Annotated in this window: 13 protein-coding genes; 2 read left to right on the forward strand and 11 right to left on the reverse strand. The window is 74.8% G+C overall.

What is annotated here, in order from left to right; genetic code table 11:
* Complete coding sequence (locus tag ACIRD3_RS19780) at positions 1 to 651, reverse strand: helix-turn-helix domain-containing protein (protein WP_402218078.1); 651 nt, start codon at positions 649 to 651, stop codon at positions 1 to 3.
* A gap of 27 nt (positions 652 to 678) precedes the next feature.
* Positions 679 to 1,722, reverse strand: a complete 1,044-nt coding sequence (locus ACIRD3_RS19785) for a zinc-dependent alcohol dehydrogenase family protein (protein WP_402218081.1) — start codon at positions 1,720 to 1,722, stop codon at positions 679 to 681.
* A 197-nt stretch (positions 1,723 to 1,919) separates the two neighbouring features.
* Here ACIRD3_RS19785 and ACIRD3_RS19790 point away from each other — a divergent pair, with 197 nt between their 5' ends.
* Entirely contained in the window at positions 1,920 to 3,635 is a 1,716-nt protein-coding gene (locus tag ACIRD3_RS19790; protein WP_402218084.1) for a GAF domain-containing protein, read from the forward strand.
* Positions 3,636 to 3,638: 3 nt separating this feature from the next.
* On the opposite strand, the gene ACIRD3_RS19795 is transcribed toward ACIRD3_RS19790, so the two are convergent.
* From ACIRD3_RS19795 to ACIRD3_RS19830, 8 genes are all read right to left on the reverse strand, one after another.
* The gene (locus ACIRD3_RS19795; protein ID WP_402218087.1) at positions 3,639 to 4,619 is read right to left on the reverse strand and encodes an Acg family FMN-binding oxidoreductase; all 981 of its coding nucleotides are present in this window, start codon (positions 4,617 to 4,619) and stop codon (positions 3,639 to 3,641) included.
* A 27-nt stretch (positions 4,620 to 4,646) separates the two neighbouring features.
* A complete protein-coding gene (locus tag ACIRD3_RS19800; protein ID WP_402218089.1) occupies positions 4,647 to 4,940 on the reverse strand; it encodes an SHOCT domain-containing protein in 294 nt (97 codons plus the stop codon).
* Positions 4,941 to 5,052: 112 nt separating this feature from the next.
* Entirely contained in the window at positions 5,053 to 5,727 is a 675-nt protein-coding gene (locus ACIRD3_RS19805) for a response regulator (protein WP_402218091.1), read from the reverse strand.
* A gap of 71 nt (positions 5,728 to 5,798) precedes the next feature.
* Positions 5,799 to 6,197, reverse strand: a complete 399-nt coding sequence (locus ACIRD3_RS19810; RefSeq protein WP_402218094.1) for a universal stress protein — start codon at positions 6,195 to 6,197, stop codon at positions 5,799 to 5,801.
* Positions 6,198 to 6,211: 14 nt separating this feature from the next.
* Positions 6,212 to 6,814, reverse strand: a complete 603-nt coding sequence (locus ACIRD3_RS19815) for a CBS domain-containing protein (RefSeq protein WP_402218097.1) — start codon at positions 6,812 to 6,814, stop codon at positions 6,212 to 6,214.
* 9 nt (positions 6,815 to 6,823) lie between these two features.
* Positions 6,824 to 7,519 (reverse strand): CBS domain-containing protein, encoded by a 696-nt coding sequence (locus tag ACIRD3_RS19820; protein ID WP_402218099.1) that lies wholly within the window; start codon positions 7,517 to 7,519, stop codon positions 6,824 to 6,826.
* A 378-nt stretch (positions 7,520 to 7,897) separates the two neighbouring features.
* Complete coding sequence (locus tag ACIRD3_RS19825; protein WP_402218102.1) at positions 7,898 to 8,572, reverse strand: HPP family protein; 675 nt, start codon at positions 8,570 to 8,572, stop codon at positions 7,898 to 7,900.
* A gap of 5 nt (positions 8,573 to 8,577) precedes the next feature.
* Positions 8,578 to 11,295, reverse strand: coding sequence for a GNAT family N-acetyltransferase (locus ACIRD3_RS19830; protein ID WP_402218105.1), 2,718 nt, complete (start codon positions 11,293 to 11,295; stop codon positions 8,578 to 8,580).
* Between the two features lie 182 nt (positions 11,296 to 11,477).
* On the opposite strand from ACIRD3_RS19830, the gene ACIRD3_RS19835 reads away from it, so the two are divergent.
* Entirely contained in the window at positions 11,478 to 13,838 is a 2,361-nt protein-coding gene (locus ACIRD3_RS19835) for a glycoside hydrolase family 65 protein (RefSeq protein ID WP_402218107.1), read from the forward strand.
* 8 nt (positions 13,839 to 13,846) lie between these two features.
* Here the strand turns inward: ACIRD3_RS19835 and ACIRD3_RS19840 are convergent, their stop codons facing one another.
* Entirely contained in the window at positions 13,847 to 13,990 is a 144-nt protein-coding gene (locus tag ACIRD3_RS19840; protein ID WP_402218110.1) for a hypothetical protein, read from the reverse strand.

Genomic DNA, 13,990 nt, shown 5'->3' on the forward strand with positions numbered 1-13,990 from the left:
TCACCCCGTGCCGATCCTGCGGCCGGTGACCTCGCCGGGCCGGATGCGCACCCACAGCGGGCGGGCGCCGCCGGCCCAGGGCGTGGCGCCCGGTAGTGCCGCGAGCCGCTGTTGCTCCTGCGGGTCGTCGACGTGGTGGGCCTCGCCGAGGATCAGGACGCTCCAGCCGTCGCTGCGGTGGTCGTCGATGTGGTCGACCTGGAACGAAGCGGGCGAGCCGTCGTCCGGGGCGGCCTTGCCCCCGGGGGAGGTGCGGTAGACGATCGTGTGGACGTCCACCGCGTAGTTGACCGGGAGGACGACGGGTGCCGGCCCCACGGGCAGGCCGACCCGGCCCACCCCGTGGCTGCCGAGGAGTTCCCAGCACTGCGGCTCGGTCAGGTGGAACAGCGGGCGCGGGTCGGCGCCGGCCTGACCCGGTGGCGCGTCGGGGCGGTGGCCGGACAGCAGCTCCGGCCAGCTCGCCCCGAGCGCGCTGGCGATCCGGACGAACGCGGGCGGGTCGAACTGGGGCCCGTTTCTGAGGAGTTGGCGCAGATAGGCCGGTGCCATGTTCGCCCGGTAGGCCAGTGTCCCTTCGCTCAGGCCGAGTTGGTCGCGGCGCTGGGTGATCCGGCGGGCGATGGCGACGGGGTCGGGGTGTTCGGTCATGGTGGCGGCTCCTCCGTCCATGGCGGGTCACGTCCGGAAGAGCGCGACCTTGAGTGCGCCGGTGTCGGCCGGGTCGGCGAAGACGTCGTACGCCTCCTGCATCTCGTCCAACCCGAAGCGGTGCGTGACCAGACCGGCGACGTCGAGGCGGCCCACCGCGAGCATGTCGAGCAGCAGCGGGGTGCTGTGGGTGTCGACCAGGCCGGTGGTGATGGTGACGTCGCGGATCCAGAGGTCTTCCAGGTGGAGCACGGCTGGCTTGCCGTGCACACCGACGTTGGCGACCCGGCCGCCGGGGCGCACCAGGCGGGTGCAGAGCTCGAAGGACTCGGGGACGCCGACGGCCTCGATGGCGACGTCCACGCCGAGCCCGTCCCGGGTGAGTGCCCGGACGGCCTCCGGGTCGGCCTCGGCGACGGTGAGGGTGGTGTCGGCGCCGAAGCGTTCGGCGGCGACGAGGCGGCTCTGCGCGAGGTCGACGGCGATGACGCGGGAGGGGCTGTAGAGCCGGGCGGTGATGATCGCGGCGAGCCCGATCGGCCCGGCGCCGACGACGGCGACGGTGTCACCCGGGCCGAGGCGGCCGTTGCGGACGCCGACCTCGTAGGAGGTGGGCAGGATGTCCGCGAGCAGCAGGGCGTCCTCGTCGCGCACGCCGTCGGGCAGCTTGTGGAGCGAGGTGTCCGCGAAGGGGGTGCGGACGTACTCGGCCTGGCAGCCGTCGATCAGGTGGCCGAGGATCCAGCCGCCTCCGCCGGTGCACTGGCCGTAGGCCGCGGTGCGGCAGTAGGCACAGCGGGCGCAGGCGGAGATGCACGAGACCAGCACGCGGTCGCCCACGGTGACGGTGCGTACGCCTGGTCCGGTCGCGGTGACGGTGCCGACGGCTTCGTGGCCGAGGACGCGGCCGTCGGTGACCTCGGGGACGTCGCCCTTGAGGATGTGCAGGTCGGTGCCGCAGATGGTGACCGCGTCGACCCGGACGACGGCGTCCTCGGGGTCGCGCACGGTCGGGTCGGGGACGTCGCCCCAGGTGCGGCGGCCGGGCCCGTGGTAGGTGAGCGCTTTCATGGCCGCGGTGGCTCCTCTCGGGCTGCGGAGCCGGATCGGTTCCGTTCGCCCTTCCAGCGTTCTCCGCGCCGGTGCCCGCGGCCAGGGGGCTGGTGGGGTGCGACCGCTGGGCCGATGGACCCCTTTCGCCCGACGTGCTGCGGCGGGCGCGCCTACGCTGGGTCGTGGGCCATCGGGGGCGAGCCAGGGAGGATCCCGTGGGCAGCGAGTCGCAGAGCTCCGCGCCCGTGCCGAAGCTTCGGCTGGACGAGCTCCTGGAGGAGCTCCAGGCCCGGTTGGACGCCGCCCGCGGCACCCGGGACCGGGTGCACAGCCTCCTGGAGGCGGTGCTGGCGGTCGGGCGCGATCTGGAGCTGGCCCAGGCCCTGCAGCACATCGTGGAGGCGGCCGTCACCCTGGTGGACGCCGAGTACGGCGCGCTCGGTGTGATCGGCGAGGACCAGCGGTTGTCGCAGTTCATCCCGGTCGGGGTCACCGACGACCAGGTCAAGCTGATCGGCGACCTGCCGTCGGGGCACGGCATCCTCGGTGAGCTGATCCGCCGCCCGGAGCCGCTGCGGCTCAGCCGGATCTCCGACCACCCCGCCTCCTACGGTTTCCCGGACAACCATCCGCCGATGCGCAGCTTCCTGGGGGTGCCGATCCGGATCCGGGACAAGGTGTTCGGAAACCTCTACCTGACCGAGAAGCGCGGCGGCGACGAGTTCGACGCCGAGGACGAGTCCGTGCTCGCCACCCTCGCCGTGGCCGCGGGGGTGGCCATCGACAACGCCCGGCTGTACGACCGGGCCCGGCGGCGGCAGCGCTGGCTGGAGGCGAGCGCCGAGGTGACCAGCAGCCTGCTGTCGGGCAGCGCGGAGCAGGAAGTGCTGGACCTGCTGCTCGCCCGGGCGACCGAGATCGCCGGCGCTGACCTCGCGGTGGTCGCCGTGCCGCTTCCTGGTGCCGGCGAGCTGGAGGTGCGGATCGCCGTCGGGCTGGGGGCGGAGGAACACCGCGGGCTGGTGCTGCCGGTCGACGGCTCGTTCATGGGCGCGGCCCTGCGCACGGGTGGGCTCGTGGTGAGCCCCGACGTCCAGCGGGATCCCCGGATCACGGCCGGTCCGCCGCGCTGGCGGGGGCTCGGCCCGGCGCTCGCGGTGCCCGTCGGCACGGCCGAGCGCGGGATCAGAGGTGTGCTCCTGCTGGCCAGGGCGGCCGGTACGCCGCTGTTCGAGGAGGACGAGTCCGGGCCGCTGCTCGGTTTCGCCGGTCAGGCGGCGGTGGCGATGGAGCTGGCGGAGCGGCGCCGGGACTCCGAGCAGGTCGCGCTGCTGCAGGAACGCGACCGGATCGCCCGTGACCTGCACGACCTCGCCATCCAGCGGCTCTTCGCCACCGGCATGACCCTCCAGGGCGCGACCCGCTTCATCGAGCACCCCGAGGCGACCGACCGCGTCCTGCGGGCGATCGACGACCTGGACGAGACCGCCAAGACCATCCGTGCCACCATCTTCGGCCTGCGTCTGCGGGAAAGCGGGCCGGCAGCGTCCGGACTGCGCACCCGCGTGGTCGAGGTGGCCGAACGCGCCGCCCGCTCGCTCGGCTTCGCCCCGGCCCTGCGGATGAGTGGCCTGCTCGACGTCACCGTGCCGCCGGAGATCGCGGAGGCGGTGGTCGCGGTCCTGGAGGAGGCCCTCTCCAACGCCGCCCGCCATGCCCGGGCCGGCACGGTCGAGATCTCGCTGATCGCCGGTACGGAGCTGACCCTGACGGTCACCGACGACGGTGTCGGCCTCCCCGAGGGCGGCCGCCGCAGCGGGCTCGCCAACCTGGCCGACCGCGCCGCCGGATTCGGCGGCACCTTCACCGCCCGTGCGCGCCGGGAGGGCGGCACCGAACTGGTGTGGCGCGTCCCCCTGCCCGAGGGATAGGCGTCAAGGCCGCTCCAGCACCTCGCCCGGCGCCAGGCGGGGAGTGGGCGCGCCCTCGGGGCCGTAGCCGAGGCGGATCAGCATCTGGACGTGGCCCGGGCCGTGGTGCGGGTCGCGGGCTTCCCAGCGCAGGTAGGGCCATTCCATGGCCTGGTGCAGCAGGGAGGCGCGGACGCCGTGGACGGTGGCGGCGAGCAGGACGTGTTCGAGGGCGAGGCCGGCGCGCAGCCAGTCCGCGGGGGTGTCGTGCTCGGTGGCGAGGACGGCGATGCGGGGCTCGTCCTCGAAGTGGGCGGGGGCCCGGTGCTCGGCGGGGTGGATCGCGGAGAAGTCGCGCATCGGCAGGTTGCCGAGCGCGTCCTGGGGGCCGAGTGCGTCGACCGGGATGCCGTAGGGCGGTGCCTCGCCGGTGCGGATCCAGCTGCGGCTCTCGGTGCGCTGGGCCTGGTCGGTGGTGTTGCGCCGTTCGGCCTCGGCGGTGAGGTGCAGCAGGCGGGCGGTCTCCTCGTGGTCGGGCAGGTGGAGCAGGGCGTCCTCGGAGCGTGCGGCGCCGGCCAGCTCGTCGAGGACGGCCGGCGGGACGGGCGCGCCGGTGAACGGGGCGCGGCTGGAGTGGCGGCGCCAGATCGCCTCGTAGAGCCGCTCGGCGCCCGGCACCGGTGCGGCGGCCGGGGTGTCGAGCCGGACGGCGGCGAACAGCTCGGGGTCGGCGGGGTCGGGGAGCAGGCGCACCTCGGGCGCCCAGCCCAGGTGACGGGCGGCGATTCTCAGGTTGAGGACGGCCGCGCCGACGGAGATGTGCAGCGCCTGGCCCTGCGGGTCGGCGGCCGGCACGGCTCGGCTGCGGTCGGCCCGGACCTCCACGGTCGAGGTCTCCGGCTGCAGCCGGAAGCGCCAGGGCTGACTGTTGTGGATCGAGGGTGCGGCGACCGCCGCGGAGACGAGTCTCTCCAGGGCAGGGGCGTCGAGGGCGAGGGTGGGCATGACCGCCTCCTGTGTCGTCAGCCTGGGTCAGCCGGAGGCGGCCGGATCGCCGCCGCCGCGCAGGGTGTTCAGTCGGGCGCGGTACTCGTCGGGGTCGATCTCGCCGCGGGCGAGGCGTTCGGCGAGCAGCTGTTCCGGGGTGGGCCGCTGCGGTGGTGCCGTGGGAGGCTCGGGGGGTGCCGGGCTGTGCGGGGCCGTCCGCCCCAGGTGCCGGACCAGGACTATCCCGCCGACGATCACGAGTGCCCAGAAGAGCAGCATGCTCAGGCTCATCAGGCCGATGCCCCAGCCGTTCATACCGCCGTCGTGCCAGTACATCATCGCCGTCTCCTCAGCCGTGACGGGAGGTCGAACACCTCCACCGTGCGGCAGGGGGCCGGCGTGGCGCTTGGGCCGTTCGGCACCACCTCGGGGCCCGCTCGGACCCGGCTGCTCAGCGCGGGCGCTGGTGGTGCTGCTCGGGTTCGGCGTGGGCGGCGAGGACGGCGGCCTGGAGGCGCCGCTCGACGCCCAGTTTGGCGAGCAGTCGCGAGACGTGGTTCTTCACGGTCTTCTCGGCGAGGTAGAGCTCCTGGCCGATCTGCCGGTTCGTCTTGCCCTCCCCGACCAGGGCGAGGATCTCCCGCTCGCGCGGGGTGAGCCCGGCGAGGGCGGCGTCGGTCCCGCTGTCCTCGTGGTGGCGCAGGCTCTCCATCAGCTTGCGGGTGGTGGCCGGGTCGAGCATGGACTGGCCGGAGGCCACCGTGCGGACGGCACTGACCAGGTCGGCGCCCTTGACCTGCTTGAGGACGTAGCCGGCCGCTCCGGCCATGATCGCGTCGAGGAGGGCGTCGTCGTCGTCGAAGGAGGTCAGCATCAGGCAGACCAGGCCGGGCATCCGGTCCCGCAGCTCCCGGCACACGGTGACGCCGTCGCCGTCCGGGAGCCGGACGTCGAGCACGGCGACGTCCGGACGCAGCGCGGGTACCCGGGCGAGGGCCTGGGCGCAGGTGCCCGCCTCGCCGACGACCTCGATGTCGCCCTCGGCCTCCAGCAGGTCGCGGACGCCCCGGCGGACCACCTCGTGGTCGTCCAGCAGGAAGACGCGTACGGGCGGGGGCGCGTCCATGGGAGGCTCCGGGGGTGCGGCGGGCGGTGACACCACCGATTCTGCGCGTCCGCGCGGCCGGGCGCACCGTGTCAGGCGTGCGGCACCACGACGACCGGGCACCGGGCGTCGTGGATCACCGCCCTGGTGACCGGGCCCAGGTGGTGCCCGGCACGGCCGAGCACCAGCAGCTCGGCCGCGGCTGCGGCCGCCGTGATCCCGGCGGGCGCGCGCTCGTCCGTCAGGGCGACGTCCACCTCCAGCCCCGGGTGGTCCGCCCGTGCCCTCTCGGCCGTGTCCGCCAGCACCGCCACTGCCAGGCCGCGTGCCTCGCTCACGCCGGGCAGGCCGGGTGCCGCGTGCTGCGGCCAGGGCCAGGCGTGCACCAGGCGCAGCGGCAGGCCGCGGCGGACGGCCTCGTCGGCGGCCCAGCGGGCGGCGGCGAGGCTCTCCGGTGAGCCGTCGACAGCGGCCAGCACGAACACGGCCATGGGGGCCTCCTCGGTCAGGCCGGCGCGGCGAGCCGCAGCTCGACGCCGACCACGCCGGGCACGGAGCGGACCAGGCGCTCCAGGACGTCGGCGGAGAGGGTGTCCGGCAGGCCGCCGGTCAGGGTGATCCGGCCGTTCTCGGAGTGGACGTCGGTGTCCACCGCTGCGCCCGGGCCGAGGGTGGCGACGAGCTCGAAGCGGACCCGGTCGGCCAGTTCGCGGTCGTCGCCGAGGTAGACCTTGAGCAGGTCGCCGCGGCTGACGATGCCGACCAGGTAGTCCTCCTCGTCGACCACCGGGAGCCGCTTGAGGTGCCCGCGGGCCATCGCCCGGGCCGCCTCGTTGAGCGGGCTGCCGGGGTGCACGGTCACCGCGGGGACGGACATCATGCGACCGGCCGTCAGGGCCTCGGCGCGCTCGCCGTCGCGGTCGCGGGCGGTGAGCAGGTCGGCCTCGGAGACCACCCCGATCACCCGGCCGTCCCCGGTCAGGACGGGAACGGCGCTGACCTGCCAGCGCTGAAGGGTGTCCGCGATCTCGCGGAAGTCCGCGTCGCGGCCGACGGCGACCACGGCATGGGTCATCACGTCGGCGACGGTGCTCGGTGTGCTGGTCATGTCAGCCTCCTACGACGCGGCGCGGTAGGCGCGGGGGTGTTCGAGGGCCGGCTCGGTGTCGTCCTCGGTCCAGTCGAGGGTGGCGTGGACGGCGACCACACCGTCCACCGCCCGGCAGAGCCGTTCGGTGACCGGGATCAGGCTGCGACGCGGCAGCCGTCCGTTCAGCGTGACCACGCCGTTGTGCACCGCGACCCCGACGTCGCCCGGGGCGAGCCAGAGGGTCTGTCCGAGCACGTCGTGGTTGATCTCGTCGCGGATGGCGGCGTCGTGGCGCAGGAAGACCTGCAGCAGGTCCCGGCGGCTGACGATGCCGACCAGCCGGCCGGCCTCGTCGACCACGGGCAGGCGCTTGACCCTGTGCTTGTCCATCGCGCGTGCGGCCTCGGGCACCGACCAGCCGGGCCGGGCGGTGACGGCGGGGCTGGTCATCAGCCCGCCGGCCGTCTCGGCCTCGGCGCGGGCGCGGTCCTTGGCGTCCAGCCAGCGGCCGGGGTAGCGGCCCTCCGGGTCCGGCAGGACGGCCTCCTTGCGGATCAGGTCCGCCTCGGACACCACGCCCAAGGGCCGTCCCTGATCATCGACGACGGGGATCGCGGTGACGTCGTTGCGGTGGAACAGCGCCGCAACCTCCTTGACCGGCGTGTCCGGCCGGGCGGTGACGACCTCCGGGGTCATCACGTCGTTGATGCTGCGGTGCTGCATCGTCCTCACTCCTCCTCGGGTGGCCCTGCCTTCACTGTCCGTCGGCCGGCGACGGCCGCACAGGGCCGGACGGTCCTCCCGCAGGGGCCGGTCCGGCCCAGGACGGCGCGGCCGGACGGCCGGACGACGGGAAGGACCTCGCACCCCCGCTGACGACGGCCATGACGACGGACACCGGCACACTCCGACCGGGCTGTCGACGTTCCTCGGCGGCGTGGGCACCGTCACGGGCAGCACGTTCCCGGTCGAGGCGGACCACGCCGCGTGATGATCGACTGCGGGTTCCAGGGCACTGCCCGGATCGCACCGGAGGCCGGCGCCCCGGCGCAGCCGGTGTCCGAATCCCCGCCGCCCGACCGGCGCCCATCGGGGTGACGGTCACTGTTCGACGTCGTCGATGTCCCAGGACAGGTGGTCGGCGAGGGCGTGGAGTCCGTCGATGCGCGCTATCCGGAGGCACAGGGCGGCCGCGTCGCCGCGCGTGCGGGTGCGGCCGGTCACCGACACCAGGCCGCGTTCGCAGCGGATGCGCAACGAGCCGGGAACGACTCCGCTGCCCGGGGTGAGGGCGAGGGCGAGCGCCTCGGATCGGATGGCCTCGTCCTCCCGGCGCAGGGCGTCGAGCAGGTCGTGGGTGGAGAGCAGGCCGGCCAGGCGGCCGTCGTCGTCCACCACGGGCAGGAGGTGCAGGGAGTGCTCGGTGACCCGGGCCACCGCTTCGCTGACGCTGGTGTCCGCGGTGACGGTGACGGCCGGAACGGTCATGAGGTCGCGGGCGAGCAGTTCACGCGGCGGGTCGTGCTCGGCGTGGGCGGCGAGGAGGTCGGAGGCGGCGACCACGCCGGCGACGGTGCCGTCCGTGGTCACCACGGGCACGATGCCGCGGCGGGAGGCGCTCAACACGGCGGCCACGGTGGCGAAGTCGGTGCCGGGGGTGACGGCGACGCCGGGGCGGCTCATGCAGTCGCGGACGAGCGCGCGGTCCGGCGGCGGTGCGGGAAGGGGGGACGGGAAGGTGTCGGCGGCGGTGCCGTCGAGGATGCTGTGCCGCACGGTGTTCACTCCCCTTCGGCGGCGGACGGGCGCCGCAGCCGCCGCAGGTAGGGGTCGAAGGACGGGCGGCGTTCGAGCCGCACCCGGGCGTCCACGCACACGGCACCGTCGGGGCGGGCGATGACCGGGTTGAGGTCGGTCTCGACCAGCTCCGGGAAGTCCTCGGCGAGGCGGGACAGCCGGGTGAGGACGGAGCGGACCGCCGCGAGGTCCACGGGTGGGGCTCCGCCGGTGCCCATCAGCAGGGTCGCGCCGCGGAGTTCGGTGACCATGGTGGTCAGGTCGCGTTCGCTCAGCGGGGCGAGCCGGGCCGCCCGGTCGGCCAGGACGTCGGTGGCGGTGCCGCCCATACCGAGGATGACGAGCGGGCCGAAGACCTGGTCCTGGACCACGCCCGCGAGCAGTTCGACGCCCGGCGCGGCCATCGGCTGGACCACCGCTCCGGCCAGCTCCGCGCCGAACCGCCGAGCGAACTCCCGGTAGGCGGTCCGCACGTCGGTGTCGGTGGCGAGGCCGGTGCGGACGGCGCCCAGTGCGCTCTTGTGCACCTGCCCGGGCCAGTACGCCTTCAGTGCCACTTTCCCCTCGTGCCCGAGCCGGCGCAGCCCGTCCGCCGCCGCGACCGCCGTGTGCTCGTCGCGGGCCCACACGGAGGTGGTCAGCGGCAGCCCGTAGGCCTCCAGGAGGTCGGCCGTGGTCAGCGGGTCGAGCCAGCCGCCTTCCGGATGGGCGGTGAGGTACCCGTCGACCAGGCTCCGGGCGGTGGGCCGGTCGCAGCCCGGGGCGTCGACGGGAACGGGCTGGGGCTCCGCGAGCCAGCGGGCGCGGTCGACGGCGTGGGCGAGGGCGCGGGCGGCGGCGACGGAGTCCGAGTAGGCCGGGAGCATGCCGCCGTCGGCGCAGGTGCGGTACCGGACGGGTACCTGCTGGTCGAGGAGTACGGCGGCGATCGGGACACGCCGCCGGGCCGGGCCCTCCAGCAGGGCACGCACCGGGTCCTGGTCGGCAGCGGAGCACAGCGCCGTCGGCACCAGGCAGACCAGGATCGCGTCGACGGCGTCCTCGCGCTCCAAGGCCCGGAGGAACAGCGCGAGTTCGGTCGGACCCACGGCCGCCGTGGTGTCCACCGGGTTGCGGACGGAAGCGCCGGACGGGAGCAACTCCCGGATTTCCGCCGGGAGTTCGGGCAGCTGCAGCCCGGCCTCGGCGCAGGCGTCGGCGGCCAGGATGCCGATGCCGCCCGCGTTGGACACCACGGCGACCGCGCCACGCGGTGCGGGCAGCGGCTGGACGTGCAGCAGGGCCGCGGCCTCGACGAGTTCGTCGACGCTGCGGGTCGCGGTGATGCCGGCCTGCCGGAACAGCGCCTCCCGGGTGACGGTGGGGGTGGCGGCAGCCGCGGTGTGCGAGGCCGCGCCCCGGCGGCCGGCGGTGGAGCGGCCGGCGTCGACGGTGAGCACCGGGATGGTGCGGGTGACGCGGCGGGCGGTACGGGCGAACGCGCGCGGGCTCCCGAAGGACTCCAGGTGGAGCAGCGCGAGGTCGGTACGGCCGTCCGACTCCCACCACTGGAGGAGGTCGTTGCCGCTGACGTCGTACTTGTCGCCGAGCGAGACGAAGCTCGACACCCCGATGCCCAGCCAGGCCAACCGCTGCAGCAGCGCGATCCCGACGCCGCCGCTCTGCACCGCCACTCCGGCGCTGCCCGGCCGGGGGAAGGCGCCGCCGAACTCGGCGTCCAGCCGGACGGCCGGGTCGGTCTGGGCCATGCCCAGGCTGTTCGGCCCGACCAGGCGCATGCTGTGCCGGCGGCAGGCCCGCATCAGCCCGCGGGCCTCCTGCACGTCGAGGCCGGAGGTGAGCACCACCAGCGCCCGGACGCCCGCCGCGCCGCACTCCTCGGCCACTCCGGGGACGGCGTCGGCGGGCACGGCCAGGACGGCGAGGTCCGGTACGGCGGGCAGTGCGCGGACGGAGGGATACGCGGGCTCCCCGTCGATGTCCTCGGCGTGCGGGTTGACCGCCCAGACCGCGCCCGTGAAGTCTCCCCGCCGGATCTTCCCGAGAACGGTCCGTCCGACCGACCCCGGCCGCCGGGACGCCCCGACCACCGCGACCGAGGCCGGCCGCAGCAGGGCCGTGAGGCTCGCGATGTCCGCGCGGCGGCCGCGTTCGTCCACGGCCGAGCGGTAGCGCTCGTCGCCCTCCTCCAGCGGTATCCGGATCCTGACCTCGCCCTCGGCGTACCGGCGCTCGACGGGCAGCCCGAGGCCGGCGAAGACCTGGTGGACGGCGCGGTTGCCGAACAGGGTGTCGGCCTCGAAGAAGCGGATGCCCTCCGCCCGGGCGCCGTGCGCCAGGTGCTCCAACAGCAGGGTGGCCACGCCTTTGCCGTGCCAGCGGTCGGCCACCGCGAGCGCCAGCTCGGCGCTCTGCGGCGCATCGTCGGCCGGCTCGCAGTCCGCCTCGCCGACCAGTTGGTCCCCCGCCCAGGCGCCGAGCGCCAGCAGACCGGGCCTCGGGGCGCACAGCCGGTCGGCGGTCTGGGCGGGGGCGTTGCGGCTGACCCCGAAGAACCGCAGTCGGCGGCTCTCCTCCGACATCCCTTCGGCATGCAGATCCAGCACCGCCCGGTGGTCGTCCGGGCCGAGCGGCCGGAGCTCGATCGTGGTGCCGTCGGCCAGCAGGGCCTCGGCGCTGGTTCGCGCTGGAACGGTCGACATGGCGCACCTCCTGCTCCGTTCCAGCCTCCGTGCCCGCCGCGGCCCGGGGAAGGGCCGACCGGCCCCGGCCGCCCCGCCGACCGGGTGAGGCGGTGCGGAGGCCGGGTGGGCAGACTGGAGGCAGGCCAGTCCGCACAGGAGGTCACCTCGTGGTACCAGACCCACCCGCGGGGTATCCCGACATGCCGGACCCGTGGACGCTCCGCTACCAGGGCTTCGACCCGGTGGAAGAGGGATTGCGGGAGGCGCTGTGCGCGGTCGGCAACGGGTACGTGGTGAGCCGGGGCGCCGCGCCGGAGGCGGTGGCCGACGGGGTGCACTACCCGGGGACGTACCTGGCGGGCTGCTACGACCGGGCGGAGTCGAGGGTCGCCGGGCGCGTCGTCGCCAACGAGGACCTGATCAACGGCCCGAACTGGCTGCCGCTGACCTTCCGCCCGGCGGGCGGGGCCTGGTTCACCGGGCCGCCCGCCGAGCAGACGCTGGAACTGGACCTGCGGCGTGGGCTGCTCACCCGCACCGCCCTCGTCGTCGACGCGCGGGGCCGGCGGACCCGGCTGGTCCAGCGCCGTTTCGCCAGCCAGGCCCGGCCGCACCTGCTCGCCCTGGAGAGCACCTTCACGCCGGAGAACTGGTCCGGCCCGCTGGAGGTCCGTTCGGGCCTGGACGGCAACGTCGCCAACACCGGGGTCGCCCGCTACCGGGGGTTGACCAGGCGCCACCTCGTCCCGGCCGGTCAGGGAGCGGACGGGGAGGGGCTGCTCTGGCTCGAAGCCGACGCGGTCGACTCGCCCTTGCGGATGGCGCTGTGCTGCCGGACGACCGCCGCTGCCGCCGAGCCGGCGACCGAGTGCCGCGAGGGCTGGGCGGCCCACCTCCTCACCCTGAACGGCGAACAGGGCCGGTCCGTCGCCGTCACGAAGGCGGTCGCCGTGCACACCTCCCGCGACCGGGCGATCGAGACGCCGCTGCGCGCCTCCCGCCTCCTCGCCGCCGAGGCCGGCGACTTCGAACAGCTGCTCGCCGAACACGTCCTGCGCTGGGCGGAGTTGTGGCGCCGATGCGGGATCGACGCCGACTTCGACGGCGCCGGCCCGCTGCACCTGAACCTGTTCCACCTGCTGCAGACGTACTCCGAGCACTCCGTCGACCTGGACGTCGGGATCCCGGCCCGGGGACTGCACGGCGAGGCCTACCGGGGGCACGTCTTCTGGGACGAGCTGTTCGTCCTGCGGCTGCTCAACCTGCGCTTCCCGGAGCTGGCCCGGGCCGTGCTGCGCTACCGCCACCGGCGGCTGGACGCCGCCCGCCGGGAGGCCCGCGAGGCCGGACTGCGCGGAGCGGTGTACCCGTGGCAGAGCGCGAGCGACGGTCGCGAGGAGTCCCAGCAACTGCACCTCAACCCGCTGTCCGGCCGCTGGCTGCCCGACCACAGCCACCTGCAGCGGCACGTCGGATCGGCCGTCGCGTACAACATCTGGCAGTACTACCAGGCCACCGGGGACCGGGACTTCCTCGCCACGGCCGGTGCCGAGACGCTGCTGGAGATCGCCCGCTTCTGGTCGTCGGCGGCCACCTACGAGCGCGGACGCGAACGCTGGTCGATCCGCGGGGTACTGGGCCCCGACGAGTACCACGACGCCTACCCGTGGGCGGCCCGGCCCGGGCTGAACGACAACGCGTACACCAACGTGCTGGCCTCCTGGGTCCTGGCCCGCGCCCAGGACGCCCTGGACGTCCTGCCCGGCTACCGCCGCGACGAGCTGCGCGAGCGCCTGGACCTCGACGACGCGGAGCTGGAGCGGTGGCACGAGATCGGGCGACGCCTGCACGTCCCGATGCACGAGGGCGTCCTCAGCCAGTTCGACGGCTACGAGCGGCTCGCCGAACTCGACTGGCAGGCCTATCGGTTCCGCTACCCGGACCTGCGCCGGCTCGACCGGATCCTGGAAGCCGAGGGGGACACCGTCAACCGCTACAAGGTCTCCAAGCAGGCCGACGCGCTGATGCTCTGGTACCTGTTCTCCGCCCGCGAAGTGCGCGACCTGCTACGCCACCTCGGCCACCCGGCCGGCCACGAACTGCTGCGCCGCACCACCGACTACTACCTGCGGCGCACCGTCCACGGCTCGACGCTCAGCTCGGTGGTGCACGCCTGGGTGCTGACGCGCTCCGACCGTCGCGCCTCCTGGCGGTACTTCCGCGACGCCCTGGTGGCCGACCTGCGGGACAGCCAGCACGGCACCACGGCCGAAGGCGTCCACCTGGGAGCCATGGCGGGCGCGGTGGACCTCCTCCAGCGCTGCTACACCGGCCTGGAGGTCCGCGAGGACGCCCTCTGGCTCGACCCGCACCTGCCCTCCGCCCTCGGCCGGCTCGACCTGGACCTGTGTTACCGCGGCCACTGGGGCCTCGGAATCGCCGTCGACCGCCGGACCGTCACCGTGAGCCTGCGCGAGGACCGCCAGGAACCGGTCCGCATCCGCCTGCGCGGCACCGAGGCGACGGTCCGGCCGGGCGAGACCCGGCGCTTCCACCTGTAGCCGGGACGTCACCGCCGTCCGGACCAGCCGGGTTCCACCTGCTCCCACGCGGACTCCCAGTCCGCCTCCGCCCGCCGGTCCAGCCGACGCCGGCGCAGGGCGACCCAGCCCTCCGTACCGAATCCGAGCGCGGTGACCGCGCCCAGACCCAC

Origin of the sequence: Kitasatospora sp. NPDC093550, from assembly GCF_044764985.1 — a bacterium.
Taxonomy (GTDB): Bacteria; Actinomycetota; Actinomycetes; order Streptomycetales; family Streptomycetaceae; genus Kitasatospora.